This is a genomic window from Pseudomonas sp. NFX15, from assembly GCF_049132105.1.
Taxonomy (GTDB): domain Bacteria; phylum Pseudomonadota; class Gammaproteobacteria; order Pseudomonadales; family Pseudomonadaceae; genus Aquipseudomonas.
In genome coordinates, this window is record NZ_JAFMPV010000008.1 from 124,741 (window position 1) to 150,621 (window position 25,881).

Annotated in this window: 20 protein-coding genes; 13 read left to right on the forward strand and 7 right to left on the reverse strand. The window is 62.1% G+C overall.

The features are described from left to right. Positions 1-3 precede the first annotated feature (3 nt). The 9 genes from murD to lpxC all read left to right on the forward strand — a co-directional run bounded on the left by murD (position 4) and on the right by lpxC (position 10,479). Positions 4-1,350 carry a UDP-N-acetylmuramoyl-L-alanine--D-glutamate ligase gene (murD, locus tag J1D76_RS11525; protein ID WP_421138438.1) on the forward strand — a complete coding sequence of 449 codons (1,347 nt, stop codon included), beginning with the start codon at positions 4-6 and terminating at the stop codon, positions 1,348-1,350. After that, positions 1,347-2,564, forward strand: a complete 1,218-nt coding sequence (gene ftsW, locus J1D76_RS11530) for a putative lipid II flippase FtsW (protein ID WP_421138439.1) — start codon at positions 1,347-1,349, stop codon at positions 2,562-2,564. Before murD ends, ftsW begins: the two co-directional genes overlap by 4 nt. Further along, on the forward strand, positions 2,554-3,624 hold the full coding sequence (murG, locus tag J1D76_RS11535; protein WP_421138440.1) for an undecaprenyldiphospho-muramoylpentapeptide beta-N-acetylglucosaminyltransferase: 1,071 nt from the start codon (positions 2,554-2,556) through the stop codon (positions 3,622-3,624). Before ftsW ends, murG begins: the two co-directional genes overlap by 11 nt. Then, positions 3,617-5,077, forward strand: a complete 1,461-nt coding sequence (murC, locus tag J1D76_RS11540) for a UDP-N-acetylmuramate--L-alanine ligase (RefSeq protein WP_421138441.1) — start codon at positions 3,617-3,619, stop codon at positions 5,075-5,077. Before murG ends, murC begins: the two co-directional genes overlap by 8 nt. Continuing rightward, positions 5,074-6,042 (forward strand): D-alanine--D-alanine ligase, encoded by a 969-nt coding sequence (locus J1D76_RS11545; protein WP_421138442.1) that lies wholly within the window; start codon positions 5,074-5,076, stop codon positions 6,040-6,042. Before murC ends, J1D76_RS11545 begins: the two co-directional genes overlap by 4 nt. A 4-nt stretch (positions 6,043-6,046) precedes the next feature. Further along, a complete protein-coding gene (locus tag J1D76_RS11550) occupies positions 6,047-6,916 on the forward strand; it encodes a cell division protein FtsQ/DivIB (protein ID WP_421138443.1) in 870 nt (289 codons plus the stop codon). A 15-nt stretch (positions 6,917-6,931) separates the two neighbouring features. Beyond that, positions 6,932-8,191, forward strand: coding sequence for a cell division protein FtsA (gene ftsA, locus J1D76_RS11555; RefSeq protein WP_421138444.1), 1,260 nt, complete (start codon positions 6,932-6,934; stop codon positions 8,189-8,191). A 70-nt stretch (positions 8,192-8,261) separates the two neighbouring features. Then, the gene (ftsZ, locus tag J1D76_RS11560) at positions 8,262-9,455 is read left to right on the forward strand and encodes a cell division protein FtsZ (RefSeq protein WP_421138445.1); all 1,194 of its coding nucleotides are present in this window, start codon (positions 8,262-8,264) and stop codon (positions 9,453-9,455) included. A 112-nt stretch (positions 9,456-9,567) separates the two neighbouring features. Next, entirely contained in the window at positions 9,568-10,479 is a 912-nt protein-coding gene (lpxC, locus tag J1D76_RS11565) for a UDP-3-O-acyl-N-acetylglucosamine deacetylase (protein WP_008016709.1), read from the forward strand. Between the two features lie 173 nt (positions 10,480-10,652). Here the strand turns inward: lpxC and J1D76_RS11570 are convergent, their stop codons facing one another. The 7 genes from J1D76_RS11570 to J1D76_RS11600 form a co-directional block, all read right to left on the reverse strand. Then, entirely contained in the window at positions 10,653-12,155 is a 1,503-nt protein-coding gene (locus J1D76_RS11570) for a GGDEF domain-containing protein (protein ID WP_421138446.1), read from the reverse strand. 246 nt (positions 12,156-12,401) lie between these two features. Continuing rightward, entirely contained in the window at positions 12,402-12,626 is a 225-nt protein-coding gene (locus tag J1D76_RS11575) for a hypothetical protein (RefSeq protein ID WP_421138512.1), read from the reverse strand. A gap of 148 nt (positions 12,627-12,774) precedes the next feature. Then, positions 12,775-14,139, reverse strand: a complete 1,365-nt coding sequence (locus J1D76_RS11580) for a heavy metal sensor histidine kinase (protein WP_421138447.1) — start codon at positions 14,137-14,139, stop codon at positions 12,775-12,777. Continuing rightward, positions 14,129-14,806 (reverse strand): heavy metal response regulator transcription factor, encoded by a 678-nt coding sequence (locus J1D76_RS11585; RefSeq protein WP_421138448.1) that lies wholly within the window; start codon positions 14,804-14,806, stop codon positions 14,129-14,131. Before J1D76_RS11585 ends, J1D76_RS11580 begins: the two co-directional genes overlap by 11 nt. Before the next feature lie 8 nt (positions 14,807-14,814). Continuing rightward, a complete protein-coding gene (locus tag J1D76_RS11590; protein ID WP_421138449.1) occupies positions 14,815-17,916 on the reverse strand; it encodes a multidrug efflux RND transporter permease subunit in 3,102 nt (1,033 codons plus the stop codon). Continuing rightward, positions 17,913-19,073, reverse strand: coding sequence for an efflux RND transporter periplasmic adaptor subunit (locus J1D76_RS11595; protein ID WP_421138450.1), 1,161 nt, complete (start codon positions 19,071-19,073; stop codon positions 17,913-17,915). Before J1D76_RS11595 ends, J1D76_RS11590 begins: the two co-directional genes overlap by 4 nt. Before the next feature lie 665 nt (positions 19,074-19,738). Continuing rightward, positions 19,739-20,707: a LysR family transcriptional regulator gene (locus J1D76_RS11600; protein ID WP_421138451.1), complete on the reverse strand. Its 969-nt coding sequence runs from the start codon at positions 20,705-20,707 to the stop codon at positions 19,739-19,741. A 273-nt stretch (positions 20,708-20,980) separates the two neighbouring features. On the opposite strand from J1D76_RS11600, the gene J1D76_RS11605 reads away from it, so the two are divergent. The 4 genes from J1D76_RS11605 to J1D76_RS11620 all read left to right on the forward strand — a co-directional run bounded on the left by J1D76_RS11605 (position 20,981) and on the right by J1D76_RS11620 (position 25,876). After that, positions 20,981-22,480, forward strand: coding sequence for an efflux transporter outer membrane subunit (locus J1D76_RS11605; protein ID WP_421138452.1), 1,500 nt, complete (start codon positions 20,981-20,983; stop codon positions 22,478-22,480). 139 nt (positions 22,481-22,619) lie between these two features. Beyond that, positions 22,620-24,812: an FUSC family protein gene (locus tag J1D76_RS11610; protein ID WP_421138453.1), complete on the forward strand. Its 2,193-nt coding sequence runs from the start codon at positions 22,620-22,622 to the stop codon at positions 24,810-24,812. Beyond that, complete coding sequence (locus J1D76_RS11615; protein ID WP_108214933.1) at positions 24,802-25,002, forward strand: DUF1656 domain-containing protein; 201 nt, start codon at positions 24,802-24,804, stop codon at positions 25,000-25,002. The genes J1D76_RS11610 and J1D76_RS11615 overlap by 11 nt, the downstream gene beginning before the upstream one ends. 10 nt (positions 25,003-25,012) lie before the next feature. Continuing rightward, entirely contained in the window at positions 25,013-25,876 is an 864-nt protein-coding gene (locus J1D76_RS11620; protein ID WP_421138454.1) for an efflux RND transporter periplasmic adaptor subunit, read from the forward strand. Positions 25,877-25,881: the final 5 nt, after the last annotated feature.

The window sequence follows — 25,881 nt, forward strand, 5'->3', positions numbered from 1 at the left end:
CCCGTGTCTCTGATCGCTTCTGACCACTTCCGCATCGTTGTCGGCCTCGGCAAGAGCGGCATGTCCCTGGTTCGCTTCCTGGCGAACCGGGGCGTGGCGTTTGCCGTGGCCGACACGCGGGAAAATCCACCGGAACTGGCCACGCTCAAGCGTGACTATCCGCACGTGGAAGTGCGTTGTGGCGAGCTGGACGTCGAATTCCTGTGCCGTGCCGACGAGCTCTACGTGAGCCCCGGCCTGGCGCTGGCGACCCCGGCCCTGCAGGCGGCGGCTGCCCGTGGCGTGAAATTGTCCGGCGACATCGAGCTGTTCGCGCGTAACGCGAAGGCGCCGATCGTGGCCATCAGCGGTTCCAACGCGAAAAGCACCGTCACCACCCTGGTCGGCGAAATGGCGGCAGCGGCGGGCAAGCGCGTTGCCGTCGGCGGCAACCTCGGCACGCCGGCGCTGGACCTGCTGCGCGACGACGTTGAGCTGTACGTGATGGAGCTGTCGAGTTTCCAGCTGGAAACCACCGATCAGCTCAACGCCGAAGTGGCGACCGTGCTCAACGTCAGCGAAGACCACATGGACCGCTACAGCGGTCTGCCGGCCTATCACCTGGCCAAGCACCGGATCTTCCGTGGTGCGCGGCAGTTCGTGGTCAATCGCCAGGACGCCCTGAGCCGTCCACTGATGGGCGAGGGCCAGCCGTGCTGGACTTTCGGCCTGAGCAAACCCGATTTCAAGGCGTTTGGTATCCGTGAAGAAAACGGTGAGAAATACCTGGCCTTCGAATTCCAGAACCTGATGCCGGTGCGCGACTTGAAGATTCGCGGCGCCCATAACCAGTCCAACGCCCTGGCGGCCCTGGCCCTCGGCCATGCGGTCGGCCTGCCGTTCGATGCCATGCTGTCGAGCCTGCGCACGTTTGCCGGCCTGGAGCATCGCTGCCAATGGGTCCGAGACCTGGACGGCGTGGGCTACTACAACGATTCCAAGGCCACTAACGTGGGTGCCGCATTGGCGGCCATCGAAGGACTGGGCGCGGACATCGACGGCAAGGTGGTGCTGATCGCCGGCGGCGACGGCAAGGGCGCCGAGTTCAAGGACCTGCGCGACCCGGTGGCAGCCAACTGCCGCGCCGTGATCCTGATGGGCCGTGACTCCGACAAGATCGGCGAGGCCATCGGCGACGCGGTGCCGCTGATCCGCGCCGGTTCGCTGGTCGAAGCCGTCGCGCAATGCCGCGCCGCCGCCCAGCCAGGCGACGTGGTGCTGCTGTCGCCTGCCTGCGCCAGTTTCGACATGTTCAAGAACTACGAAGACCGTGGTCACCAGTTCGTCAAAGCCGTGGAGGATCTGGCATGAGCCTCAAAGGCATCATCAAGCCATACCCTTCGCCGATCATCACCGGGCGCGGTATCGACCTCGATTTCCCGATGCTCGCCGGCTGCCTGGCATTGCTCGGGCTGGGGCTGATCATGATTGCCTCGGCATCCACCGAAGTGGCGGCCGTGCAGTCGGGCAGCGCCCTGTATTACATGATTCGTCACCTTATCTACGTGGTGTTGGGCCTGGGTGCCTGCGTCGTCACCATGATGATCCCGATTGCCACCTGGCAGCGCCTGGGCTGGTTGATGTTGCTGGGCGCGTTCGGCTTGCTGGTGATGGTGATCGTCCCGGGGATCGGCCGTGAGGTGAACGGCTCGATGCGCTGGATCGGTTTCAGTTTCTTCAACGTCCAGCCTTCCGAGATCGCCAAGGTGTTCGTGGTGATCTACCTCGCCGGCTATCTGGTGCGTCGCCAGAAAGAAGTGCGCGAAAGCTGGATGGGCTTCTTCAAGCCGTTCATCGTGCTGTTGCCGATGGCAGGCCTGCTGCTGATGGAGCCGGACTTCGGCGCCACCGTCGTGATGATGGGGGCTGCGGCGGCGATGCTGTTCCTTGGCGGGGTCGGGCTGTTCCGTTTTTCCTTGATGGTGGTACTGGCCGTTGGCGCCGTGGTGTTGTTGATTCAGATGCAGCCGTATCGAATGGCGCGCCTGACCAACTTTGCCGACCCGTGGGCCGACCAGTTCGGTGCCGGCTATCAGTTGTCCCAGGCATTGATCGCCTTCGGTCGCGGTGAATGGCTGGGCGTCGGCCTGGGTAACAGCGTGCAGAAACAGTTCTACCTGCCCGAAGCCCATACCGACTTCGTGTTCTCCGTGTTGGCCGAAGAGCTGGGGGCGGTAGGTTCGTTGTGCACCGTGGCGCTGTTCGTCTTCGTGTGTATCCGTGGCATGTACATCGGCTTGTGGGCCGAGAAGGCCAAGCAGTTCTTTGCGGCCTACGTGGCCTACGGCCTGTCGTTCCTGTGGATCGGCCAGTTCCTGATCAACATCGGCGTGAACGTTGGCTTGCTGCCGACCAAGGGCCTGACCCTTCCGTTCCTCAGTTACGGCGGTAGTTCGTTGGTGATTTGCTGTGCCTGTCTCGGCTTGTTGCTGCGCATCGAGTGGGAGAGTCGAACCCACCTGGGCAGCGAAGAGATGGAGTTCCATGAGAGCGACTTCGCCGAGGAGACGCACCATGGGCGCTAACGTAATGATCATGGCCGGCGGCACCGGTGGGCACGTGTTCCCGGCACTGGCCTGTGCTCGCGAATTCCAGGCGCGTGGCTACACCGTGCACTGGCTCGGCACCCCGCGTGGCATCGAGAACGATCTGGTGCCGGCAGCCGGTATCGAGCTGCACCGGATCAACGCCAGCGGCCTGCGTGGCAAGGGCAAATTGTCCCTGCTCAAGGCGCCGTTCATGTTGCTCAAGTCGGTCTGGCAGGCGCGGGCGATCATTCGCCGTCTGCAACCAGTCTGCGTCGTGGGCTTTGGTGGTTATGTGACCGGCCCTGGCGGTGTCGCGGCCAAACTGGCCGGGGTGCCGGTGATCGTTCACGAGCAGAACGCCGTGGCCGGTACCGCCAATCGGTTGCTGGTGCCGTTTGCCGCCCGAGTCTGTGAAGCGTTCCCCGACACCTTTACCCTGTCGGACAGCCGCCGGACCACCGGTAATCCGGTGCGCACCGAGTTGTTCCTCGAAACATCGCGACCAGCGCTTGCCGGTCGCAAGGCGCGTTTGCTGATCCTGGGTGGAAGCCTGGGCGCAGAGCCGTTGAACAAGTTGCTGCCTGAAGCCCTGTCGCAAGTCGCTGCCGACTGGCGTCCGGAAGTGTTCCATCAGGCCGGCAAAAACCACGATGAAGTGACTGCAGAGCGCTATCGCGCGGCTGGCGTCGAGGCGCAGGTGCAGCCCTTCATCAAAGACATGGCCCAAGCCTACAGCTGGGCCGACCTGGTGGTGTGTCGCGCAGGCGCACTCACCATCAGTGAACTGGCCGCCGCCGGTCTGCCCTCGATGCTGGTGCCTTTGCCCCATGCCATCGACGATCACCAGACCCGCAACGCCGAATATTTGGCCCGTGAAGGCGCAGCCTTCCTGATGCCGCAAAGAACGACTGGTGCAGCGGACCTTGCCGCTCGCCTGACAGAGGTCCTGATGCAACCACAACGACTCAACGAAATGGCCAGCGCTGCCCGCCGCCTGGCCAAACCCGATGCCACCCGTAACGTGGTCGATAGCTGCCTGGAGGTGGCCCATGGTTGAGAGTCAGAAAGCCATGCCGCAACCGGAAATGCGCCGTATCCGTCACATCCATTTCGTCGGTATCGGCGGCGTGGGCATGTGCGGGATCGCCGAAGTGTTGCTGAACCTGGGTTATGCCGTGTCCGGTTCTGACCTGAAGGCTTCGCCGGTCACCGAACGCCTGGAGTCCTTTGGCGCGCAGATCTTCATCGGCCACCGTGCCGAGAACGCCGCCGCCGCCGACGTGCTGGTGGTGTCGAGCGCCGTGAACACCTCCAACCCGGAAGTCGCGACTGCGCTGGAACGTCGCATCCCGGTGGTGCCGCGTGCCGAAATGCTGGCTGAGCTGATGCGCTATCGCCACGGCATCGCCGTCGCCGGTACCCATGGCAAAACCACCACCACCAGCCTGATCGCTTCGGTGTTCGCCGCCGGTGGCCTGGACCCGACATTCGTGATCGGTGGCCGACTGAACGCCGCGGGCACCAATGCCCAACTCGGCACCAGCCGCTACCTGATCGCCGAAGCCGACGAAAGCGACGCCAGCTTCCTGCACCTGCAACCGCTGGTTGCCGTGGTCACCAACATCGACGCCGATCACATGGCGACCTACGACGGTGACTTCAACAAGCTGAAGAAGACCTTCGTCGAGTTCCTGCACAACCTGCCGTTCTACGGGTTGGCCGTGGTCTGCCTGGACGATCCGGTGGTGCGTGAAATCCTGCCATTGGTCAAGCGTCCGACCGTGACCTACGGCTTCGGCGAAGACTGCGACGTGCGCGCCATCAATGTGCGCCAGCAGGGCATGCAGACGTTCTTCACCGTGCTGCGCCCTGACCGCGAGCCACTGGACGTGTCCGTGAACATGCCGGGCAACCACAACGTATTGAACTCGCTGGCGACCATTTGCATCGCCACCGACGAAGGCGTCAGCGATGAAGCCATCGTCCAGGGCCTGTCCGGGTTCCAGGGCGTGGGTCGACGCTTCCAGGTCTACGGCGAACTGCCGGTGGACGGCGGCAGCGTGATGCTGGTCGATGACTATGGTCACCACCCGACCGAAGTCGCGGCTGTGATCAAGGCCGTGCGTGGTGGCTGGCCGGAGCGCCGCCTGGTGATGGTCTACCAGCCGCACCGCTATAGCCGTACCCGTGACCTGTACGACGACTTCGTCAATGTACTGGCCGACGCCAACGTGCTGCTGCTGATGGAGGTCTACCCGGCTGGCGAAGAGCCGATCCCGGGTGCCGACAGCCGCAAGCTGTGCAACAGCATCCGTCAGCGTGGCCAGCTTGACCCGATCTACATCGAGCGTGGGGTCGACCTCGCGCCAGTGGTCAAGCCGCTGCTGCGCGCCGGCGACATCCTGCTGTGCCAGGGCGCTGGTGATATCGGTGGCCTTGCACCAAAACTGTTGAAAAGCGAGTTGTTCCCCGGTGCCGTTGCTGCACCAGAGAAGGGGAAGCTGAAATGACGGCTGCCTACGCCAACCTGTTCTCCACCATCGCGCCGAAAGACTTCGGCCGCGTTGCCGTGCTGTTCGGCGGCAAGAGTGCCGAGCGCGAAGTGTCGCTGAAGTCGGGCAATGCCGTTCTCGACGCGCTGCAAAGCGCTGGCGTGGACGCGTTCGGCCTCGACGTGGGCGATGACCTGCTGCAACGTTTGCTCAATGAAAAGATCGACCGCGCCTTCATCATCCTCCACGGTCGTGGCGGTGAAGACGGCAGCATGCAGGGCCTGCTCGAATGCCTGGGCATCCCGTACACCGGCAGCGGCATCCTCGCGTCGGCGCTGGCCATGGACAAACTGCGCACCAAGCAGGTCTGGCACAGCCTGGGCATCCCGACGCCACGTCACGCGGTGCTGAGCAGCGAGGCCGATTGTATTTCGGCGGCGACGGAACTGGGCTTCCCTTTGATCGTCAAACCGGCGCATGAAGGTTCGAGTATCGGTATGGCCAAAGTGAGTTCCGCGTCCGAATTGATCGACGCCTGGAAAGCGGCCAGTACCTACGATTCGCAAGTGTTGGTCGAGCAATGGATTCACGGTCCGGAGTTCACCATCGCCACCCTGCGTGACCAGGTGTTGCCACCGATTGCCCTGGGCACGACGCACAGCTTCTACGACTACGACGCCAAGTACATCGCCAACGATACCCAGTACCGGATTCCGTGCGGTCTGGACAGCGCCAAGGAAAAGGAACTCATGGACCTCACGGCGAAAGCCTGTGAAGCGCTGGGTATCGCCGGTTGGGGCAGGGCAGACGTCATGCAGGACGCCGACGGGCAGTTCTGGTTTCTCGAAGTCAACACCGCACCGGGCATGACCGATCACAGCCTGGTGCCGATGGCGGCCCGTGCTGCCGGTCTGGATTTCCAGCAACTGGTCCTGGCCATCCTGGCCGAGAGCGTTGCCGGCAGCGAAGAGCAAAGAGGTTAAGACCATGCAAGGCGCTCAGCTCAGACATCAGCCCCCCGCACCTCCCGGCCGCAAGCCGGTGCCGCGGGGTGCCAGCCGAATGGTGGCCAAAGAGCCGATGTCTGTGCGCCTGCCGAAAGCCAACTTCGGCTTTCTCAAAGTGTTGTTCTGGCCGGTGCTGCTGGTGGCCCTGGGGTTCGGTACGTACGAAGGCGCGACGCGGTTGTTGCCGTATGCCGACCGGCCGATCACCAAGATCAACGTGCAGGGCGACTTGAGTTACATCAGCCAGCAAGCGGTGCAGCAGCGAATCGCCCCTTACGTGGCGTCGAGCTTCTTCACCATCGACCTGGCGAGCATGCGCACCGAGCTGGAACAGATGCCATGGATCGCCCACGCCGAAGTGCGCCGGGTTTGGCCGGATCAAGTGGTGATCCGCCTGGAAGAACAATTGCCAGTGGCCCGTTGGGGCGACGAATCGCTGTTGAACAACCAGGGCCAGGCCTTCACCCCGCGTGAATTGGCGAACTACGAACATTTGCCTCAGCTGTTCGGACCCCAGCGGGCCCAGCAGCAGGTGATGCAGCAGTACCAGGTGTTGAGTCAGATGCTCCGGCCTCTGGGCTTCTCGATTGCACGCCTGGAGTTGCGCGAACGCGGCAGCTGGTTCCTGACCACCGGCCCCGGCAGTGCCGGCCCGGGGATCGAACTGTTGCTGGGACGCGGCAACCTGGTGGAAAAGATGCGCCGCTTCATTGCCATCTATGACAAGACGCTCAAAGAACAGATTACGAACATTGCGCGCATCGATCTGCGCTACGCCAACGGCCTCGCTGTTGGCTGGCGGGAACCTGTAGCGCCCACGGCAGCCCAACCCGCTGTCGCGAAGAATTAAGAAGAGGCAGGACCCATGGCAAACGTGCAAAGCGGCAAAATGATCGTCGGTCTCGATATCGGCACCTCCAAGGTGGTGGCGCTGGTAGGCGAGGTCGGGGACGACGGCACGCTGGAAATCGTCGGGATCGGCACCCATCCGTCCCGTGGCCTGAAAAAAGGCGTGGTGGTGAACATCGAGTCCACCGTGCAATCGATCCAGCGCGCCATTGAAGAAGCGCAGCTGATGGCCGGTTGCCGCATTCACTCGGCGTTCGTCGGCGTGGCGGGCAATCACATCCGCAGCCTGAACTCCCACGGCATCGTGGCGATTCGTGATCGCGAAGTCAGCTCGGCTGACCTTGAGCGTGTGCTCGACGCTGCCCAGGCCGTGGCGATCCCGGCTGACCAGCGCGTACTGCACACCCTGCCGCAGGACTACGTGATCGATAACCAGGAAGGCGTCCGCGAGCCGCTGGGCATGTCCGGCGTGCGTCTGGAAGCCAAGGTCCACGTGGTCACTTGCGCCGTCAACGCCGCACAGAACATTGAAAAATGCGTGCGTCGCTGCGGCCTGGAAATCGACGACATCATTCTCGAGCAACTGGCTTCGGCCTACTCGGTGCTGACCGACGACGAGAAAGAGCTGGGCGTGTGCCTCGTGGACATCGGTGGCGGTACCACCGACATTGCGATCTTCACCGAAGGCGCGATTCGTCATACCGCGGTGATCCCGATTGCCGGTGACCAGGTGACCAACGACATCGCCATGGCGTTGCGCACCCCGACCCAGTACGCCGAGGAAATCAAGATTCGCTATGCCTGCGCCCTGGCCAAACTGGCCGGTGCCGGTGAAACCATCAAGGTACCAAGCGTCGGCGACCGTCCGCCACGCGAGCTGTCCCGCCAGGCCTTGGCCGAAGTGGTCGAGCCGCGCTACGACGAGCTGTTCACGCTGATCCAGGCCGAATTGCGCCGTAGCGGCTACGAAGACCTGATCCCGGCCGGCATCGTGCTGACCGGCGGTACGTCGAAAATGGAAGGCGCGACCGAACTGGCCGAGGAAATCTTCCACATGCCGGTGCGCCTGGGTGTGCCGCATGGCGTCAAGGGCCTGGATGACGTGGTGCGCAACCCGATCTATTCCACCGGCGTTGGCCTGTTGATGTACGGCCTGCAGAAGCAGTCCGACGGCATCTCGTTCTCGGGCATCGGCAGCCGCGACAGTTATAGCAACGAAGAGCCACAGGCTCCGTTGCTGGACCGCTTGAAGAAGTGGGTCCAGGGCAATTTCTGATTTACCGCAACACCGTTACACCGAAGCACGCAGTAGGCGAAAAAACTAGAGAATGTAAAGGAGAGGGAAAATGTTCGAACTCGTAGACAACATCCCCGCAAGCCCGGTAATCAAAGTTATCGGTGTCGGCGGTGGCGGCGGCAACGCTGTCAACCACATGGTCAAGAGCAACATCGAAGGCGTCGAATTCATCTGCGCCAACACCGATGCTCAAGCGCTGAAAAACATCGGCGCGCGCACCATCCTGCAATTGGGCACTGGCGTGACCAAGGGCCTGGGCGCTGGCGCCAACCCTGAAGTCGGCCGTCAAGCCGCGCTGGAAGACCGCGAGCGCATTGCCGAAGTCCTGCAGGGCACCAACATGGTGTTCATCACCACCGGCATGGGTGGCGGTACCGGTACCGGTGCTGCGCCGATCATCGCCGAAGTGGCCAAGGAAATGGGAATCCTCACCGTTGCGGTGGTGACCCGTCCGTTCCCGTTCGAAGGCCGCAAGCGTATGCAGATCGCCGACGAAGGCATCCGCATGCTCTCCGAAAGCGTCGACTCGTTGATCACCATTCCCAACGAGAAGCTGCTGACCATCCTCGGTAAAGACGCCAGCCTGCTGTCGGCTTTCGCCAAGGCCGACGATGTACTGGCCGGTGCCGTTCGCGGTATCTCCGACATCATCAAGCGTCCGGGCATGATCAACGTCGACTTCGCCGACGTGCGTACCGTGATGAGCGAAATGGGCATGGCGATGATGGGCACTGGCTGCGCCAGCGGTCCGAACCGCGCACGTGAGGCCACCGAAGCGGCCATTCGCAACCCGTTGCTGGAAGACGTGAACCTGCAAGGCGCTCGCGGCATCCTGGTCAACATTACCGCCGGTCCGGATTTGTCCCTGGGCGAGTACTCCGACGTGGGTAGCATCATCGAGGCATTCGCCTCCGAGCACGCCATGGTCAAGGTCGGTACCGTGATCGATCCGGACATGCGAGACGAGCTGCACGTGACTGTTGTTGCAACCGGTCTGGGCGCTAAAATCGAGAAACCTGTGAAGGTCATCGACAACACCGTCCACACGTCGATGGCTCAACAGCCACAACAACAGGCCCCTGTTCGTCAGGAAGCGCCAGCGGTGAACTACCGTGACCTGGATCGTCCGACCGTCATGCGCAACCAGGCTCAGGCCGGTGCTGCGACTGCCGCGAAGATGAACCCGCAAGATGACCTGGACTACCTGGACATCCCGGCTTTCCTGCGTCGTCAGGCCGATTGATGAAATGTATCAGGGGTATTCGGGTGATTGGTGTTCAGCAAAGGTCTGGTCTGCTATCATCGCCAGCCTTTGTTGATACCAGTTCGCAATTTGCGCTGAAGCGGCCCATGCCATGATTAAACAACGCACCCTGAAGAATATTATCCGTGCCACAGGTGTCGGCCTGCACTCCGGGGAGAAGGTCTACCTGACCCTCAAGCCTGCGCCTGTCGACACTGGCATTGTGTTTTGTCGCGCCGACCTCGATCCTGTGGTGCAGATCCCTGCCCGCGCGGAAAACGTTGGTGAAACCACTATGTCGACCACGCTGGTTAACGGTGACGTCAAAGTGGACACGGTGGAGCACTTGCTCTCGGCCATGGCAGGCCTGGGCATCGATAACGCCTACGTCGAGCTCTCCGCGTCCGAAGTCCCGATCATGGATGGTAGCGCCGGACCTTTCGTATTCCTGATTCAATCGGCTGGCCTGGAAGAACAGGACGCCGCCAAGAAGTTCATCCGCATCCTGCGGGAAGTGACAGTGGAAGATGGCGACAAGCGCGCTACTTTCGTCCCTTTCGACGGGTTCAAGGTGAGCTTCGAGATCGATTTCGATCACCCGGTTTTCCGTGACCGCACGCAAAGTGCAAGCGTGGATTTTTCCAGCACTTCGTTCGTAAAAGAAGTCAGCCGCGCCCGAACCTTTGGTTTCATGAGTGACATCGAGTACCTGCGCAAGCACAACCTCGCACTCGGCGGCAGTGTTGAAAACGCAATTGTGGTCGACGCCGATGGCGTACTGAACGAAGACGGCCTTCGCTACGAAGACGAATTCGTGAAGCACAAGATTCTCGATGCAATTGGTGACCTCTACCTGCTGGGCAATAGCCTGATTGGTGAGTTCAAGGGCTTCAAGTCCGGCCACGCACTGAACAACCAGTTGCTGCGCAAGTTGATTGAGCAGACAGATGCCTGGGAAGTCGTGACGTTCGAAGACGCGAGCACCGCACCGATTTCTTACATGCGCCCGGTTGCGGCCGTGTAAGCAAAAAACCTCTCTAGTTTTTAAGGGCTACCTTCGGGTGGCCTTTTTTTATGCCCTGATTTCAAGGGTGGCAGTGACGGCCTCTTCGCTGGCAAGCCAGCTCCTACAGTTGATCGCATTCCCCTGTAGGCGCTGGCTTGCCAGCGAAGGCGCCAATTAGTTCAACACGAAATTCAACTGGCACACACCACCCGGTTACGCCCCCCTTCCTTGGCCTGGTACAACGCCTTGTCCGCACTGAACAGCAACTGCTCCAGGCTCAGATCGCTGGCCGCCGTCCAGGTGGCGATGCCGATGCTAACGCTCATCGGCGGCTCACCCGGGTCCACCAGCGGCAGTGCCTGAACCGCCTGGCGGATATGTTCGGCGATCTGTCGCGCACCTTCGCTGTCGGTTTCAGCCAGGACCACCGAGAACTCTTCGCCACCATAGCGGGCCACCAGGTCCGCCGGTCGATGGACATTGGCGCGGATCACTTCGGCCAACGCCCGCAACGCTTCATCGCCGGCCTGATGCCCGTGCCGATCATTGAACGCCTTGAAGTGGTCGGCATCGATCATCAGCAGCGATAACGGCTTGCCGCTGCGCTGTGCACGAAACCATTCATGGCGCAGGGTCAGATCCAGCGAGCGGCGGTTGGCCACGCCGGTCAGGGCATCGGTGGCGGCCAGTTGCGCCAGTTCCTGTTCGGCACATTGGCGCAGGCGCAGTTCGCGGCAGAGCAGCCAGGTCAGCCACAACAGGCCGATGCACAACACCCCGGTGGCGCCGCTGATGACGTAGGCCGTGCGGTTCCAGGTGGCGAACACTTCATCGAGGGACAGGGCGACGATAACGGTCAACGGCAAGTTACCGACCCGGGTAAAGGTGTACAGGCGCCTCTCGCCATCGACACTCGAGACGCTTTCGAAGGTGCCGCTGCGTTCCTGCAACATGCGGATGACGTTGGGCCGGCTGGCGACGCTTTTGCCGATGGTGTTTTTTTCCCGGTGCGGTTTTTGCGCCAGCAGAACCCCCTCGTCGTTGATGATGCCCAGGGTACTGCCGTGGCCGATGTCGAGGCTGTTGAACAATTGATCGAAGTAGCTCATGCGCATCGACGCCACGGCGACCCCTTCAAATTCCCCCGTGGACGAAGAAATACGCCGACTGAAGCTGATGCGCCATTCGTCGCTGTCGTCGCAATCGCAGCGCGGCTTGAAGGGGCGGCTGATGAACATGCCGGTGTCGCGGTTGAAGGCATGGGCCAGGAAATAATCGCGGTCAGCGAAGTTGCCCGGTTTCGGTTCGATCAGGGAGGAGTCGGCCAGCACGTCGCCGTGCTTGTCCAGCAGCAGGATGTCGCCCTTGTAGCGTGCGGTGGTGGAGCGGTCGAACAGCACCAGGTGGCGGATCTGCGGCGACACCAGCTTCAGGTCGTCCCGTTGCGCGGCGGCGATCAGGCCTTGCAAGGTCAGGTCGTAGAGCTCGACCGTGCGCAGGACGTCGGCATCGATCAGTTGCGCGATGGTGGTCGCGCTGCGGGTCGCGGTTTGCTGGGCGTAGGCGTGTTCGCGGATCAGCAGGAACGTGACGATGCACAGGATCGAGATGACCGTCAGGGTGCTGCCGAAGATCACCATGATCTCCGGTCGACTCGGCGTGCCTTGAATCTGTGGGGTGCGGCTTGCAGTCATAGGGCTGACGTCTGCTGGAGGGACGTTGTAAGCGTAGTTGCATAAACGTCGCAGCCCCGTGAATCGAGCCTGTTGCTTGAACGATTGACCAACCGCGGGGGTGCCAGTGACATTCGTTACAGATACTGCAATGAACGTGAAGTCGCCACAAAAAGAAGCCGCTGACAGCAGCGGCTTTGAAGACAACGTTTTCAAAGGGAAGAGCCGATGAAAAGTGTCGAGGGAAAGGGTGGTATCCGATGCGGGTCAGCTGTCCTTTTCGACCTGTGGCTGGGCCTGCAGGGTCGATGCTTGAGAGGTTTGGGAGTCCTGCGCCGCCTTGGCAGTCATCTCGATATGGTGCTCTTCGAACGTGGCGGTGCGTGCGGCGTTATGCGCAACGAACGTCTGCGATTCTTCCGCCATCGCCAATGGCGACAGGAACAAAGAGGACAAAACGAAAGCGCTGGCAATACCCATACTGTTGGACATCTTTAAGACCTTCTTGCTTGGCAAGTGCTGTGTGGTGCGGGCAAAGATAAGGATATGAGGCGAGGGGAAAAAGAGCGGATTGTTGAAAGGACTGTTACAGCAAAAGCAAAGATTGATGGGTGGCACACATTCCTTGTCGCGAGGGGGATCAGGTCGGCAGATACATGCCGAAGGTATTCATCCCATGGTCGCTGCGCACGAACACGTCGCCGCCATGCATCAACGCAATCGCCTTGACGATGGCCAGCCCCAGGCCATGGTTGTGGCCGCTGTTGCTGCGCGAGGCATCGACTCGATAGAAGCGCTCGAACAGCCGTGGCAGGTGTTCGCGGTCAATCGGCGAGCCAGGATTGGCGACGCCGATGCTGACCTGATGTTCTGCCGCTTCAATGTGCACATGAATGATCTGACCGGGTGCGGTGTGCTGCACCGCGTTGTTCAGCAGGTTGATCAACGCCCGGCGCAAGTGGGCAATCTCGATGCGCACTTGCGCGTCACCACTGACCTCGACCTGGACTTGGGCGTCTTCGAGAATGAAGTCCAGGTACTCCAGGGTCGTGGCCACTTCATCGGCCAGCGACGTGGAGGTCAGTTTGGTCGCCTTGCTGCCTTGATCGGCACTCGCCAGGAACAGCATGTCGTTGATGATCGAGCGCAGCCGCTCCAGCTCTTCGAGGTTCGATTGCAGCACTTCGAAGTAATGCTCGGCGGAGCGTCCACGGGTCAGCGCGACCTGGGTCTGGCCGATCAGGTTGGTCAGGGGCGAGCGCAGTTCATGGGCGACGTCGGCGTTGAACGACTCAAGGCGTGAATAGGCCTGTTCGACCCGTTCCAGGGTCGAGTTGAAGGAGCTGACGAACTGATCCAGCTCCGGCGGCAACGGTGACAGGCGCAAGCGGCCCGAGCGCAGGGGCGGGGCCAGGCGTCGGGCTTCCTGGGACAGTTTGATCAGTGGCTTTAGGCCGATCCGTGCCACCCAATACCCGAGCGCCGAAGCCAGCAACACACCGACGATGGCCAGGCTGATCAGCGCGATCAGCAGTTGATGCTGGGTCTGGAAAAACGTCTCGGTATTGATGGCGATCATGAAGCGCAGCGGTGGCCGCTGGTCTTTGGCCGGGAATTCACTGACCAGCACTTTCAGCGGATAGGGGTGATCCGGCAGATGCATGTCGCGCATACCCAGTGGCCCTTCAGCAAAGGCACGAATCTGCGCAGTGGGCTTGCCGTATTCGTAGTTCGGATCGCCGCTGAGGATCCAGAAACTGATGCGCTTGTCTTCCTCGCTCAGCAGGTTGAGTTTGTTGTTGATTTTCACCCAATGCTCGGGCGTGCCGTAACGGCCGACCGTAGATTCGAGCACACTGTAGCGTGCATCCAGCTCGGCTTCGGGCAACAGCCCCAGGCCTTTGTCGACCTGCTGGTACAACGCCCAGCCGATCAACAAAAACACCAGCAGCGCCACGAGTGTGAACATCCCGCTCAGGCGCAGGGCGATGGAGTTACTGGACACTACGGCTCTCCAGCACATAGCCCATGCCGCGGATGGTGTGCAGCAGTTTTTCTTCGAACGGCCCGTCGAGCTTGGCCCGCAGGCGTTTGATCGCGACTTCGACGACGTTGGCGTCGCTGTCGAAATTGATGTCCCAGACCATCTCGGCAATCGCGGTTTTCGACAGGATTTCCCCTTGGCGGCGGGCCAGCACGCTGAGCAGCGAGAACTCCTTGGCGGTCAGATCCAGCCGTGTGCCACTGCGGGTCGCCTTGCGGCTGATCAAGTCAATCCACAGGTCGGCGATGCTCACGTGCACCGGTTCATGGCCGCCGCTGCGCCGGGTCAGCGCTTGCAGGCGTGCCACCAGCTCCAGGAAGGAAAACGGTTTGCCCAGGTAATCGTCGGCACCGTCGCGCAGGCCCTTGATGCGATCTTCCACGCGCTCGCGAGCGGTGAGCATGATCACCGGGGTTTGCTTGCGCGCACGCAAGGCGCGCAACACGCCGAAGCCGTCGAGGCCCGGCAACATCACGTCGAGGACGATCACCGCGTAGTCACTTTCCAGCGCCAGGTGCAGGCCTTCCACACCATCGCGCGCCAGGTCCACGGTGTAACCCTGTTCCGTCAGACCGCGGTGCAGATAGTCCGCGGTTTTTTCTTCGTCTTCGATAATCAGAACGCGCATGACCCGCCTCAGTCTGTGGTCGCCAGCGCCGCTACGGGCGCCGGTTTAGGTCGATGGAACAGTCGCTCCAGCCACAAGTATATGACTGGCGTGGTGAACAGCGTCAGCGCCTGGCTCACCAGCAAACCGCCGACCACCGCGATGCCCAGTGGTTGGCGCAATTCGGCGCCGGTGCCGTAGCCGAGCATCAGCGGCAGGGCGCCGAGCAGGGCGGCGAGGGTGGTCATGATGATCGGCCGGAACCGAGTGATACAGGCCTTGAAGATCGCATCCTCCGGCGACAACCCGCCATGGCGCTGCGCTTCGAGGGCGAAGTCGATCATCAGGATGCCGTTTTTCTTGACGATACCGATCAATAGCACCAGGCCGATCAGGGCCATGATCGAAAAGTCCTGGCCGCAGATCCACAGCATGATCACCGCGCCCAGGCCCGCCGAAGGCAAGGTCGAAATGATCGTCAGCGGATGCACGAAGCTCTCGTACAGCACGCCGAGAATGATGTACACCGCCACCAGCGCCGCGAGGATCAGCCACGGCTGGCTGGCCAGCGAACTCTGGAACGCCTGGGCCGCACCCTGGAAGTTGCCGCTGATGGCGGTCGGCATGCCGATGTCGGCCTTGGCCTGGTTGAGCATGATGACGGCGTCGCCCAGCGCCACGCCGGGTGCCAGGTTGAATGACAGGTTGGCGGCCGGGAACATGCCATCGTGGGCAATCGATAGCGGGCCGATAGTGGGCGCATCGAACTTGGCCAGGGCCGATAGCGGCACCATTTCCCCGCTCAGGGGCGAGCGCAGGTAGAAGTAGTTGAGGCTTTCGGCCTTGCCCCGCTGCTTGGTGTCGAGCTCCAGGATCACGTTGTACTGGTTGATCTGGGTCTGGAATTCATTGATCTGGCGTTGGCCGAACGCATCGTAAAGCGCTTCGTCGACGTCGCTGGCGGTCAGGCCGAAACGCGCCGCAGCGCTGCGGTCGATGCTGATGTGGGTGATGCTGCCGCCCAGTTGCAGGTCGTTGGAAATGTCGCGAAACGCCGGGTTGGTGCGCAGTTTTTCCGTCAGGCGTTGGGTCCAGGTGCTGAGCGTGCCGCCGTCGTTGCTCTTGAGCACGTATTGGTACTGGGCGCGGCTGGGGCCGGAGCTGAGGTTGATGTCTTGCCCGGCGCGCAGGTACAGCACGATGCCCGGGACTTTCATCAGTTTCGGGCGGATGCGGTCGATGAACTGGCTGGCCGATACGTCGCGGTCACCCCGGGGTTTGAGGGCAATCCAGAAGCGACCGTTGGCGATGGTCTGGTTACTGCCGGAAACGCCGACCGAGTGGGAAAACGCCTGGACGGCAGGGTCGGCGGCGACGATTTCGGCCATCGCCAGGTGTTTTTTCACCATGTCGCCGTAGGAAATATCCGCAGCCGCTTCCGTGGTACCGAGGACGAACCCGGTGTCCTGGATCGGGAAGAAACCCTTGGGAATAAAAATGTAACCGGCGATGGCCAGGCCGAGGGACAGGCCAAACACGCCGACCATTAGCTTCTGGTGGGCGAGGGCGCGGCGCAGGCCTTTTTCGTACCACGCCAGCAAGCGCTCGCCGAAGCCCGGTTTGTCGTGGGCGTGATGCACCGGAGCCTTCATGAACAACGCGGCGAGGGTCGGCGCCAGGGTCAGCGACACTACCACCGAAATCATGATGGTCGACGTCGCGGTGAGGGCGAACTCTTTGAACAAGCGCCCGACCACGCCGCCCATGAACAGCAGCGGAATGAACGCCGCCACCAGCGAGAAGCTGATCGACACCACGGTGAAGCCGATCTCGCCCGCGCCCTTGATCGCCGCCTCGCGCATGCCGTCGCCGGCTTCGAGGTGACGGTGGATGTTCTCCACCACGACGATCGCATCGTCGACCACGAAGCCCACGGCCACGACGATGGCCACCAGGGTCAGGTTGTTGAGGCTGAAGCCCATGATGTACATCAGCGCGAAACTGGCCGTCAGCGATACGCCGAGCACCGCTGACACAATAAGCGTGGCCGACAGTTGGCGCAGGAACAGCGCCATCACCGCCACCACCAGCATGATCGCGATCAGCAGGGTGATTTCCACTTCGTGCAGGGACGCGCGAATGGTCTGGGTGCGGTCGATCAGTACCTTGACCTGCACCGAGGCCGGCAACATGGCTTCCAGTCCCGGCAGCGCGGCCTGGATACGGTCTACGGTTTCGACGATGTTCGCGCCGGGCTGACGCGAGATCACCAGGTTGACCCCGGGACGATCACCGGACCAGGCCTGGACGTAGGCGTCTTCCGCGCCATTGACGACTTTGGCAACATCCTTGAGGTGAACCGGGGCGCCATCCTTGTAGGAAACGATTAACTGGCTGTATTCCTCTGGATGGAACAACTGGTCGTTGGTGGACAGCGTGGAGATGCTCGAATCACCGTACAGCGCACCCTTGGCCAGGTTGAGGCTGGTCTGCTGGATCGCTTGTCGAATGTCCGCCAGGGTCAGGCCGATGGCGGCCAGTTTGTCGGCGGACGCCTGTACGCGAATCGCCGGACGTTGCTGCCCGGTAATGTTGATTTGCCCTACGCCATCGATCTGGCTGATCTGACGTGACAGCAGGGTTTCCACCAGGTCACTGAGTTCGGTGCCGGGCATTTGCGTGGAGCTGACGCTGAGGATCAGCACCGGGCTGTCGGCCGGGTTGACCTTTTTCCAGGTCGGCAGCGTCGGCATGTCCTTGGGCAGTTTGCCGGCGGCGGTGTTGATCGCCGCCTGGACTTCCTGTGCGGCGGTGTCGATGCTTTTGTCGAGGGTGAATTGCAGGGTCAGCAGGGTTGAGCCCAAGGCACTGCTGGAGGTCATCTGGGTCATGCCGGGGATGGCGCTGAATTGCACTTCAAGCGGCGTGGCCACCGACGACGCCATGGTGTCGGGGCTGGCACCGGGCAGTTGCGCGGTCACCTGGATGGTCGGGAACTCAGCCTCCGGCAGGGGCGCGATTGGCAGTTTCGGAAAAGCGATCACACCCAGCAGCACCAGGGCGAAGGTCAGCAGGATGGTGGCTACCGGGCGGTCGATGCACCAGGCGGAAACCGAGCCGTGGCCCTTCATGGTTTGGCCTCCGTTTGCACCACTTGCGGTGGTTCGGTGAGCACCTGCACCGTCGACCCCGGCTTGAGCCGCGACTGGCCATCGCTGACCAGCACGTCACCGGGCTTCACACCCTTGATGATGTCCTGGCCGCTGCCCTGATAGACCATCTGTACCTGCACGGCTTCAACCTTGTCGCCGTTGACCCGGTACACGAAGTGCTGGTCGAGGCCGCGCTGTACGACCGTCGGCGGGACCACCAGCGCATCTTTCTCCAGGGCTGTCTGAATCTTTACCGTCACCAGCAGGCCGGGCCATAGCTTCTGCCCCGGGTTGTCGAATTCGGCCTTGGCGCGGATGGTGCCGGTGTTGGCGTTGATCTGGTTGTCGATCAGGGTCAGGTGGCCTTCGCCGAGCAGGTTGCCGGTTTCACCGTCGGTATCGGCACCGATGTAAGCCTTGACCTGGGCATGCTCGGGGTCGCTGATCAGGCCTTGCAGCGTCGGCAGCATTTGCTGCGGCAGGGAGAACTCCACCGAGATCGGGTCGATCTGGGTCACGGTGAACAGGCCCTGGGCGTCGCTCATGCGCAGGAAGTTGCCTTCGTCCACCGTGCGAATGCCGACACGACCGCTGACCGGCGAGCGAATTTGGGTGTAGGAAAGTTGTACGTCGGCGGAATCGATCGAGGCCTGGTTGCCTTGGGCGGTGGCCTTGAGTTGGTTGACCAGTGCTTGTTGCTGGTCGTAGGTCTGCTTGGACACGCCGTCGTCGACGCTCAGCAGTTTGTAGCGCTTGAGGTTGACCAGCGCCACTTGCAGTTGTGCCTGGCTTTCACCCAGTTGCGCCCGGGCCTGGTCGAGGCTGGCGCGAATCGAGCGGTCGTCGATGGTGGCCAGCAGGTCACCTTTTTTCACCAGTTGGCCTTCTTTCACCAGCAGTTTGGTGAGGATGCCATCGATCTGTGGGCGAACCACGACGCTGTGCAGAGACAACACCGAGCCGATGCCGCTGACGTAGCGCGGCACGTCTTTTTCGGCGACGGCGACCACGCGTACCGGGATGGCGGTGGGGGTGGCGAGTTTGGCCGTGGCCGGTTTGGTGGCGTACCACACGCCCAGCGCTGCCAGGACGATCAGGAGGGCGACGAGCAGGGCGGGTTTGGTCTGGATTCGCATGCGAGTGGGGCGCCGGGGCTGGGTGGTCGGTGGGTGGGCAGTTTCCTTTATAAACCTGTTTGCTGGTCAGGACGGTGACTGCTAACTGACGGCGCTGTCAGTTTGGGTGTCTTGGGTGTCTTGGCGGCCTCTGGGCCGACCATGTTGTGGGTGACCGTGTGCATATCCGTTTTTTGGGTCATGGCGGCTATGGGTTCCGCCCTTACGGCGGGTCACTTGGAAAAGCCCCAAGTAACCAAGGGCTCTTGCCCCTGACGTTCGGCCCTTCGCTTAGGCTCAGGGTGCCCTCGCTCCGGTCCTGCTCCGTGGGCCCGCCGCCATCGGCCATCCATGGCCGGGGGCGGCTAACCCGGCATCCATGCCGGGTTGCCCACTGCGCAGAACCTCCTCTCGGCCTCTCGAGGGGGCGTGCACCGCCACAGCGCCTGAGGCGGCCTACCGGCCGGCCTGATGCTTTGGTGCGTACGCCTTTCAAAACTGTGGGAGCGGGCTTGCTCGCGAAGGCGGCCTGACAGCCGGCCAATTTCTGGCAGATTGATGCACATCCAATTGTAGGAGCGAGCCTGCTCGCGAAAGCGGTGTATCTGCTCACCGAGATGTTGAATGTGAGAACACCATCGCGAGCAGGCTCGCTCCCACAAAAGATCAATCGTTGAGCCGATGGCTCAATTCGCCACCCGAGCCCCACCCAGGCTCCCGCTCAATTCATACGCCGCCAATTCCGCCTGATGCGCTGCCAGCAGTTCCGGCAACGATCCGCGCAGGTACTCGACCCAGGTCTTGATCTTCGCATCCAGGTACTGGCGCGAGGGGTAGATCGCATACAGGTTCAGTTCCTGCGAGCGGTACTGAGGCATCACGCGCACCAGTGTGCCGTTGCGCAGGCCTTCGATCGCGGCGTACAGCGGCAGGACGCCAACGCCCATGCCGCTGATGATGGCGGATTTCATCGCGTCGGCGGAGTTCACCAGGAACGGCGAGCTGTTGATGGTGACCACTTCCTGGCCCTCAGGACCATCAAACGCCCATTTCTCCAGCGGGATTACCGGGCTGACCAGGCGCAGGCAGGCGTGGTTGAGCAGGTCGCTGGGTTTTTGTGCGCAGCCGTTGGCTTTGACGTAGGCCGGCGAGGCGCAAACGATGCTGTAGGTGATGCCCAGGCGCTGGGAGACGAATCCCGAGTCCGGCAGTTCGCGGGCGAGGACGATGGACACGTCGTAGCCTTCGTCGAGCAGGTCCGGCACGCGGTTGGCCATGGTCAGGTCGAAGGTCACGTCCGGGTGGGTCTTGCGATAACGGGCGATGGCGTCGATCACGAAGTGCTGGCCGATGCCGGTCATGGTGTGCACTTTCAGTTGCCCGGCCGGGCGGGCATGGGCGTCGCTGGCCTCGGCTTCGGCTTCTTCGACGTAGGCCAGGATCTGCTCGCAGCGCAACAGGTAACGCTTGCCGGCCTCAGTCAGGGCGATGCGCCGGGTCGTTCGGTTGAGCAAGCGGGTTTGCAGGTGGGCTTCCAGATTGGAGACCGCGCGCGAGACGTTGGCGGTGGTGGTGTCCAGTTGCACGGCGGCAGCGGTGAAGCTGCCGGCCTCGGCCACGTAACTGAAGGCGCGCATGTTTTGCAAAGTGTCCATGGGGGGCTCTCGGGTGCGATGGCAAATTGTGACACGAAGTTTCGGGGCCGGTGACCCCCTACCTACGGATTATCTCGTTAACGGTAACAAAGAATCACAAGAATCCCAGCTTATCGCCATCAAAGCCCCCCCATAGAATTGCGCGGACTGTAGGAGCCGGCTTGCTGGCGATAGCGTCGCTGCGGTCACCCAGATTCACCGCGGTGCCTGCATCGCCAGCAAGCCGGCTCCGACAAGATCTCGTTTTTCCCCTCTTTTCAGGAAATCGCAGCAGTGCCGCGTCGCATCAGCAGAGCGCTTTCGCCGCTCAGTGTTTTGGCTTTAACCCTGGCAATCAGCGGCTGCATCGGAACCGGAGGTATTGCCCCGCAGGGCAAGGCACTGGAGGCCAATTCACTGGCCACCGATGAAGCGATCCAGAGCGCTGCGCACGATGCGCACTGGCCCACCGCGCAATGGTGGCAAGCCTATGGCGACCCGCAACTGAACCGCTGGATCGACCTTGCCCTGCAAGGCAGTCCGAGCTTGGCCATGGCGGCCGCCCGGGTGCGCCAGGCCAAGTCCATGGCCGGCGTGGCGCAAGCGGCCGAGTCGTTGCAGATCAATGGCGATTCGACCCTCAAGCGCCACAATTGGCCGACCGACCAGTTCTACGGGCCCGGTGAACTGGCCAACACCACCACCTGGGACAACAATACCGCGCTGGGCTTCAGCTATGCGCTCGACCTCTGGGGCCGTGAAAGCAATGCCACCGAGCGCGCCGTGGACATGGCCCACATGAGCGTCGCCGAAGCGCGCCAGGCCCAGCTCGAATTGCAGGACAACATCGTGCGCGTCTACATCGAGTTGTCGTTGCATTACGCCCAGCGCGATATCGGCGAAGCGACGCTCAAGCAGCAACAGCAGATTCTCGAACTGGCGCAAAAACGCCTGAACGGCGGCATCGGCACTCATTTCGAAGTCAGCCAGGCCGAGACGCCGCTGCCGGAAACCCATCGTCAGATCGATGCCCTCGACGAAGAAATCGCCTTGAGTCGCAACCAGCTCGCCGCGCTCGCCGGCAAGGGGCCGGGCGACGGCGCACAGTTGCAACGGCCCACGCTGAAGCTGGGTGCACCGCTGAAACTGCCGTCGTCATTGCCGGCGCAGTTGCTCGGCCAACGCCCGGACGTGGTCGCCAGTCGCTGGCAAGTGGCGGCACAAGCGCGGGGCATCGATGTCGCCCATGCCGGTTTTTACCCGAACGTCGATCTGGTCGGCAGCCTCGGCTACATGGCCACTGGCGGCGGGGCACTGGAGTTCTTGACCGGCAAGAAACTCAACTACAGCGTCGGGCCAGCGATTTCGCTGCCGATCTTTGACGGCGGGCGCCTGCGCTCGGAACTGGGCGAAGCCTCGGCCGGTTATGACATGGCCGTGGCCAAGTACAACCAAACCCTGGTCAATGCGCTGAAAAATATCTCCGACCATTTGATCCGCCGCGAGTCGATGGACAAGCAGCAGGTGTTCGCCGCCGAGTCGGTGGCCACCGCGCAGAAGACTTACGACATCGCGATGATCGCCTACCAGCGCGGCCTGACCGATTACCTCAACGTGCTTAACGCCCAGACGTTGTTGTTCAAGCAGCAACAAGTGCAGCAACAGGTTCAGGCGGCGCGCCTCAGTGCCCATGCCGAACTGGTGACCGCGCTCGGCGGCGGCCTTGGTGCCGGCAACGACGTGCCCAAAGACAGCCAGACCCAGGCGCCAAAAACCCCGAGCCTTTTGCGTTGAACACAACCCCTGTAGGAGTGAGCTTGCTCGCGAAGAGGCCATGTCAGTCAACGATTACTTCGCCTGACACACCGCCTTCGCTAGCAAACTCGCTCCTACAGGTTTCGGGTTTTTACAGACAATCACTGAGCAGGATCTGATGACTTCCTTGCCCTCACCCTTGCGCTGGCTGTACGCCCTTGAATGGCGCCGGGGCTTCTATGACTGGGCGCGCAGCGATGGCGTGACCTGGGTCTACATCTTCAAGGTGCTGCTAGCGGCGTTCCTGACGCTGTGGCTGGCCATGCGCCTGGAACTGCCGCAACCGCGCACGGCGATGATCACCGTGTTCATCGTCATGCAGCCGCAAAGCGGCCAGGTATTCGCCAAGAGTTTCTATCGCTTTCTCGGCACCCTCACCGGCTCGGCGGTGATGGTCGCGCTGATCGCCTTGTTCGCACAGAACACTGAACTGTTCCTCGGCGCGTTGGCGATCTGGGTTGGTATTTGTACGGCCGGCGCCGCCCGTTGCCGTAACTTTCGTGCCTACGGTTTCGTCCTTGCCGGCTACACCGCGGCGATGGTCGGCTTGCCGGCGCTGGCTCACCCCGATGGTGCGTTCATGGCGGCGGTCTGGCGGGTGCTGGAAATCTCCTTGGGCATCCTTTGCTCGACCCTGGTCAGCGCCGCGATCCTGCCGCAGTCTTCCAGCGCGGCGATGCGCAATGCCTTGTATCAGCGCTTTGGCGTGTTCGCGCTGTTCGTCACTGATGGCTTGCGCGGTCGCAGTCAGCGCGAGGCGTTCGAGATCGGCAACGTGCGCTTCATCGCCGAAGCCGTGGGCCTGGAAGGCTTGCGCAGCGTCACGGTGTTTGAAGACCCGCACATGCGCCGACGCAATGGCCGGCTCAGTCGCTTGAACAGCGAGTTCATGGGCATCACCACGCGCTTCAATGCCTTGCACCAATTGCTCGAACGCCTGCGCAGCAGCGCGGCGGATCAGGTGGTGGCGGCGATCAAACCGGGCTTGCAGGACCTCGCCGAGTTGCTCGACGGCTTCAGCGGCCGAGCCCTGACCAGCGCCGATGCGGCGCGACTGGTCAGCGTATTGAGCGCCTACAAGGAAGGATTGCCGGCGCGGGTGCGCAGCCTGCGGACGACGTTCCAGCAAAGCGGTCCGAGCGATGCCGAACAACTGGACTTCCACACCGCTTACGAACTGCTGTATCGCTTCGTCGACGATCTGCACAGCTATGCACAGACCCACGCATCCCTGGCCGATCACAGCCATGCGCGAGAACAATGGGACGAGCCGTTCACCCCGCAAACCAACTGGCTGGCCGCCGCGGCGTCGGGGATTCGTGCGTCGTTCATCCTGGTGGTGCTGGGCAGCTATTGGGTGGCCACGGCGTGGCCGAGCGGGGCGACCATGACCCTGATTGCCGCCGCGACCGTCGGCCTGGCCGCCGCCACGCCGAACCCGAAACGCATGGCGTTCCAGATGGCCTGCGGGACATTGTTGGGTGCGCTGTTGGGCTTCGTCGAGATGTTTTTCATCTACCCGTGGATCGATGGTTTTGCGTTGCTGTGCACGGTGCTTGCGCCGGTGATCGTGTTCGGCGCGTTCCTCGCCTCGCGTCCGAAATATGCCGGGGTCGGCATTGGCCTGCTGATCTTTTTCAGCACCGGTTCGGTGCCGGACAACCTCACGGTCTACAACCCCTACACCTTCATCAACGATTACATCGCGATGGTGATCGGCATGCTGGTGTGCGCGGCGGCCGGGGCGATCATTCTGCCGCCCAACAGCCGCTGGCTGTGGCGTCGACTGGAGCAGGACCTGCGCGGCCAGGTGGTGTACGCCATCAGCGGCAAGCTCAAGGGCCTGGCGTCGAGTTTCGAAAGCCGCACCCGCGACCTGGTGCATCAGGCCTACGGCTTCGCGGCGGGACAACCGCAAGTGCAGCGCGACTTGCTGCGCTGGATGTTCGTGGTGCTGGAAGTCGGCCACGCAATCATTGAGCTGCGCAAAGAGCAGGCGATTCTACCGGTGCATCCGGCTTATGCCGAATCCCAGCCGTGGCGCCAGGCGATTCGGGTGATGGGGCGGGCGCTGGTGCGGCTGTTCCTGCAACCGAACAGCAGCAACCTCGAACGCGCACTGGTCGCTGTCGATCACGCGATCAGTCGCGTGCAGTCCACCGACGAGCCCTTCGCCCCGCACTTCGATACTTCGGCATTGCGCCGGGTGAAGAGCTACCTGCACTTCATCCGCACCTCTTTGCTTGATCCGCAATCACCGCTCGCTGCCTACGCCAACAGCTCGCCACAAGGACTTGCACATGCCTCGTGAAATCGCCTTCCACGGCGTGTACATGCCGACCATGACCCTGATGTTTTTCATCGCGGCTGCCATTGCCTGGGCGCTGGACCGGTTCCTGTCGGGGTTCGACCTGTACCGTTTTTTCTGGCACCCGGCGTTGCTGCGCCTGAGCCTGTTTACCTGTCTGTTCGGCGCGTTGGCGCTGACTGTCTACCGTTGAGAATGTCCCGATGAAAAAGTTTTTCAGCCTGTTCGCGACCTTGTTGGTGCTGGCCCTCGCGCTGTGGATCGGTCGCTCCTTGTGGGAGCACTACATGAACACACCCTGGACCCGCGACGGCCGCGTGCGCGCCGACGTCATCAACGTCGCCGCCGACGTCACCGGCGAAGTGGTGGACGTGCCGGTGCGTGACAACCAACAGGTGAAGAAGGGCGATTTGCTGATGCAGATCGACCCCGAGCACTACCGCCTCGCGGTGAAACAGGCGCAAAGCCTGGTGGCATCACGCAAGGCGACCTGGGAGATGCGCAAGGTCAACGCCCATCGTCGCGCCGACATGGACAACCTGGTGATCTCGAAGGAAAACCGCGACGACGCCACCAACCTCGCCGACTCGGCCCAGGCCGATTACCAGCAGGCCCAGGCGCAACTGGAAGCCGCCGAACTCAACCTCAAGCGCACCGAAGTGCGTGCGGCAGTGGACGGCTACGTCACCAACCTCAACGTGCATCGCGGTGACTACGCGCGCATCGGCGAGGCGAAAATGGCCGTGGTCGACATGAACTCGTTCTGGGTCTACGGCTTCTTCGAAGAAACCAAACTGCCCCACATACGCGTCGGCGATAAGGCCGACATGCAACTGATGAGCGGCGAAGTGCTCAAGGGCCACGTGGAAAGCATCTCGCGCGGCATCTACGACCGCGACAACCCGGAGAGCCGCGAACTGATCGCCGATGTGAACCCGACCTTCAACTGGGTACGCCTGGCGCAACGGGTGCCGGTGCGGATTCACATCGATGAAGTGCCGGAGGGCGTGCTGTTGGCGGCGGGGATTACGTGTACGGTGGTGGTGAAGCAGGACGAAGGTGCATGAGGCGA

Bases quoted from the DNA above. Each gene is read 5' to 3' on its own strand.
- J1D76_RS11590 (WP_421138449.1), bottom strand. From the start codon at position 17,916: ATGAAGGGCCACGGCTCGGTTTCCGCCTGGTGCATCGACCGCCCGGTA.
- ftsW (WP_421138439.1), top strand. From the start codon at position 1,347: ATGAGCCTCAAAGGCATCATCAAGCCATACCCTTCGCCGATCATCACC.
- murG (WP_421138440.1), top strand. From the start codon at position 2,554: ATGGGCGCTAACGTAATGATCATGGCCGGCGGCACCGGTGGGCACGTG.
- ftsZ (WP_421138445.1), top strand. From the start codon at position 8,262: ATGTTCGAACTCGTAGACAACATCCCCGCAAGCCCGGTAATCAAAGTT.
- J1D76_RS11595 (WP_421138450.1), bottom strand. From the start codon at position 19,073: ATGCGAATCCAGACCAAACCCGCCCTGCTCGTCGCCCTCCTGATCGTC.
- J1D76_RS11585 (WP_421138448.1), bottom strand. From the start codon at position 14,806: ATGCGCGTTCTGATTATCGAAGACGAAGAAAAAACCGCGGACTATCTG.
- J1D76_RS11610 (WP_421138453.1), top strand. From the start codon at position 22,620: ATGACTTCCTTGCCCTCACCCTTGCGCTGGCTGTACGCCCTTGAATGG.
- J1D76_RS11615 (WP_108214933.1), top strand. From the start codon at position 24,802: ATGCCTCGTGAAATCGCCTTCCACGGCGTGTACATGCCGACCATGACC.
- J1D76_RS11545 (WP_421138442.1), top strand. From the start codon at position 5,074: ATGACGGCTGCCTACGCCAACCTGTTCTCCACCATCGCGCCGAAAGAC.
- J1D76_RS11620 (WP_421138454.1), top strand. From the start codon at position 25,013: ATGAAAAAGTTTTTCAGCCTGTTCGCGACCTTGTTGGTGCTGGCCCTC.
- J1D76_RS11570 (WP_421138446.1), bottom strand. From the start codon at position 12,155: ATGACTGCAAGCCGCACCCCACAGATTCAAGGCACGCCGAGTCGACCG.
- J1D76_RS11600 (WP_421138451.1), bottom strand. From the start codon at position 20,707: ATGGACACTTTGCAAAACATGCGCGCCTTCAGTTACGTGGCCGAGGCC.
- lpxC (WP_008016709.1), top strand. From the start codon at position 9,568: ATGATTAAACAACGCACCCTGAAGAATATTATCCGTGCCACAGGTGTC.
- J1D76_RS11550 (WP_421138443.1), top strand. From the start codon at position 6,047: ATGCAAGGCGCTCAGCTCAGACATCAGCCCCCCGCACCTCCCGGCCGC.
- ftsA (WP_421138444.1), top strand. From the start codon at position 6,932: ATGGCAAACGTGCAAAGCGGCAAAATGATCGTCGGTCTCGATATCGGC.
- murC (WP_421138441.1), top strand. From the start codon at position 3,617: ATGGTTGAGAGTCAGAAAGCCATGCCGCAACCGGAAATGCGCCGTATC.
- J1D76_RS11575 (WP_421138512.1), bottom strand. From the start codon at position 12,626: ATGTCCAACAGTATGGGTATTGCCAGCGCTTTCGTTTTGTCCTCTTTG.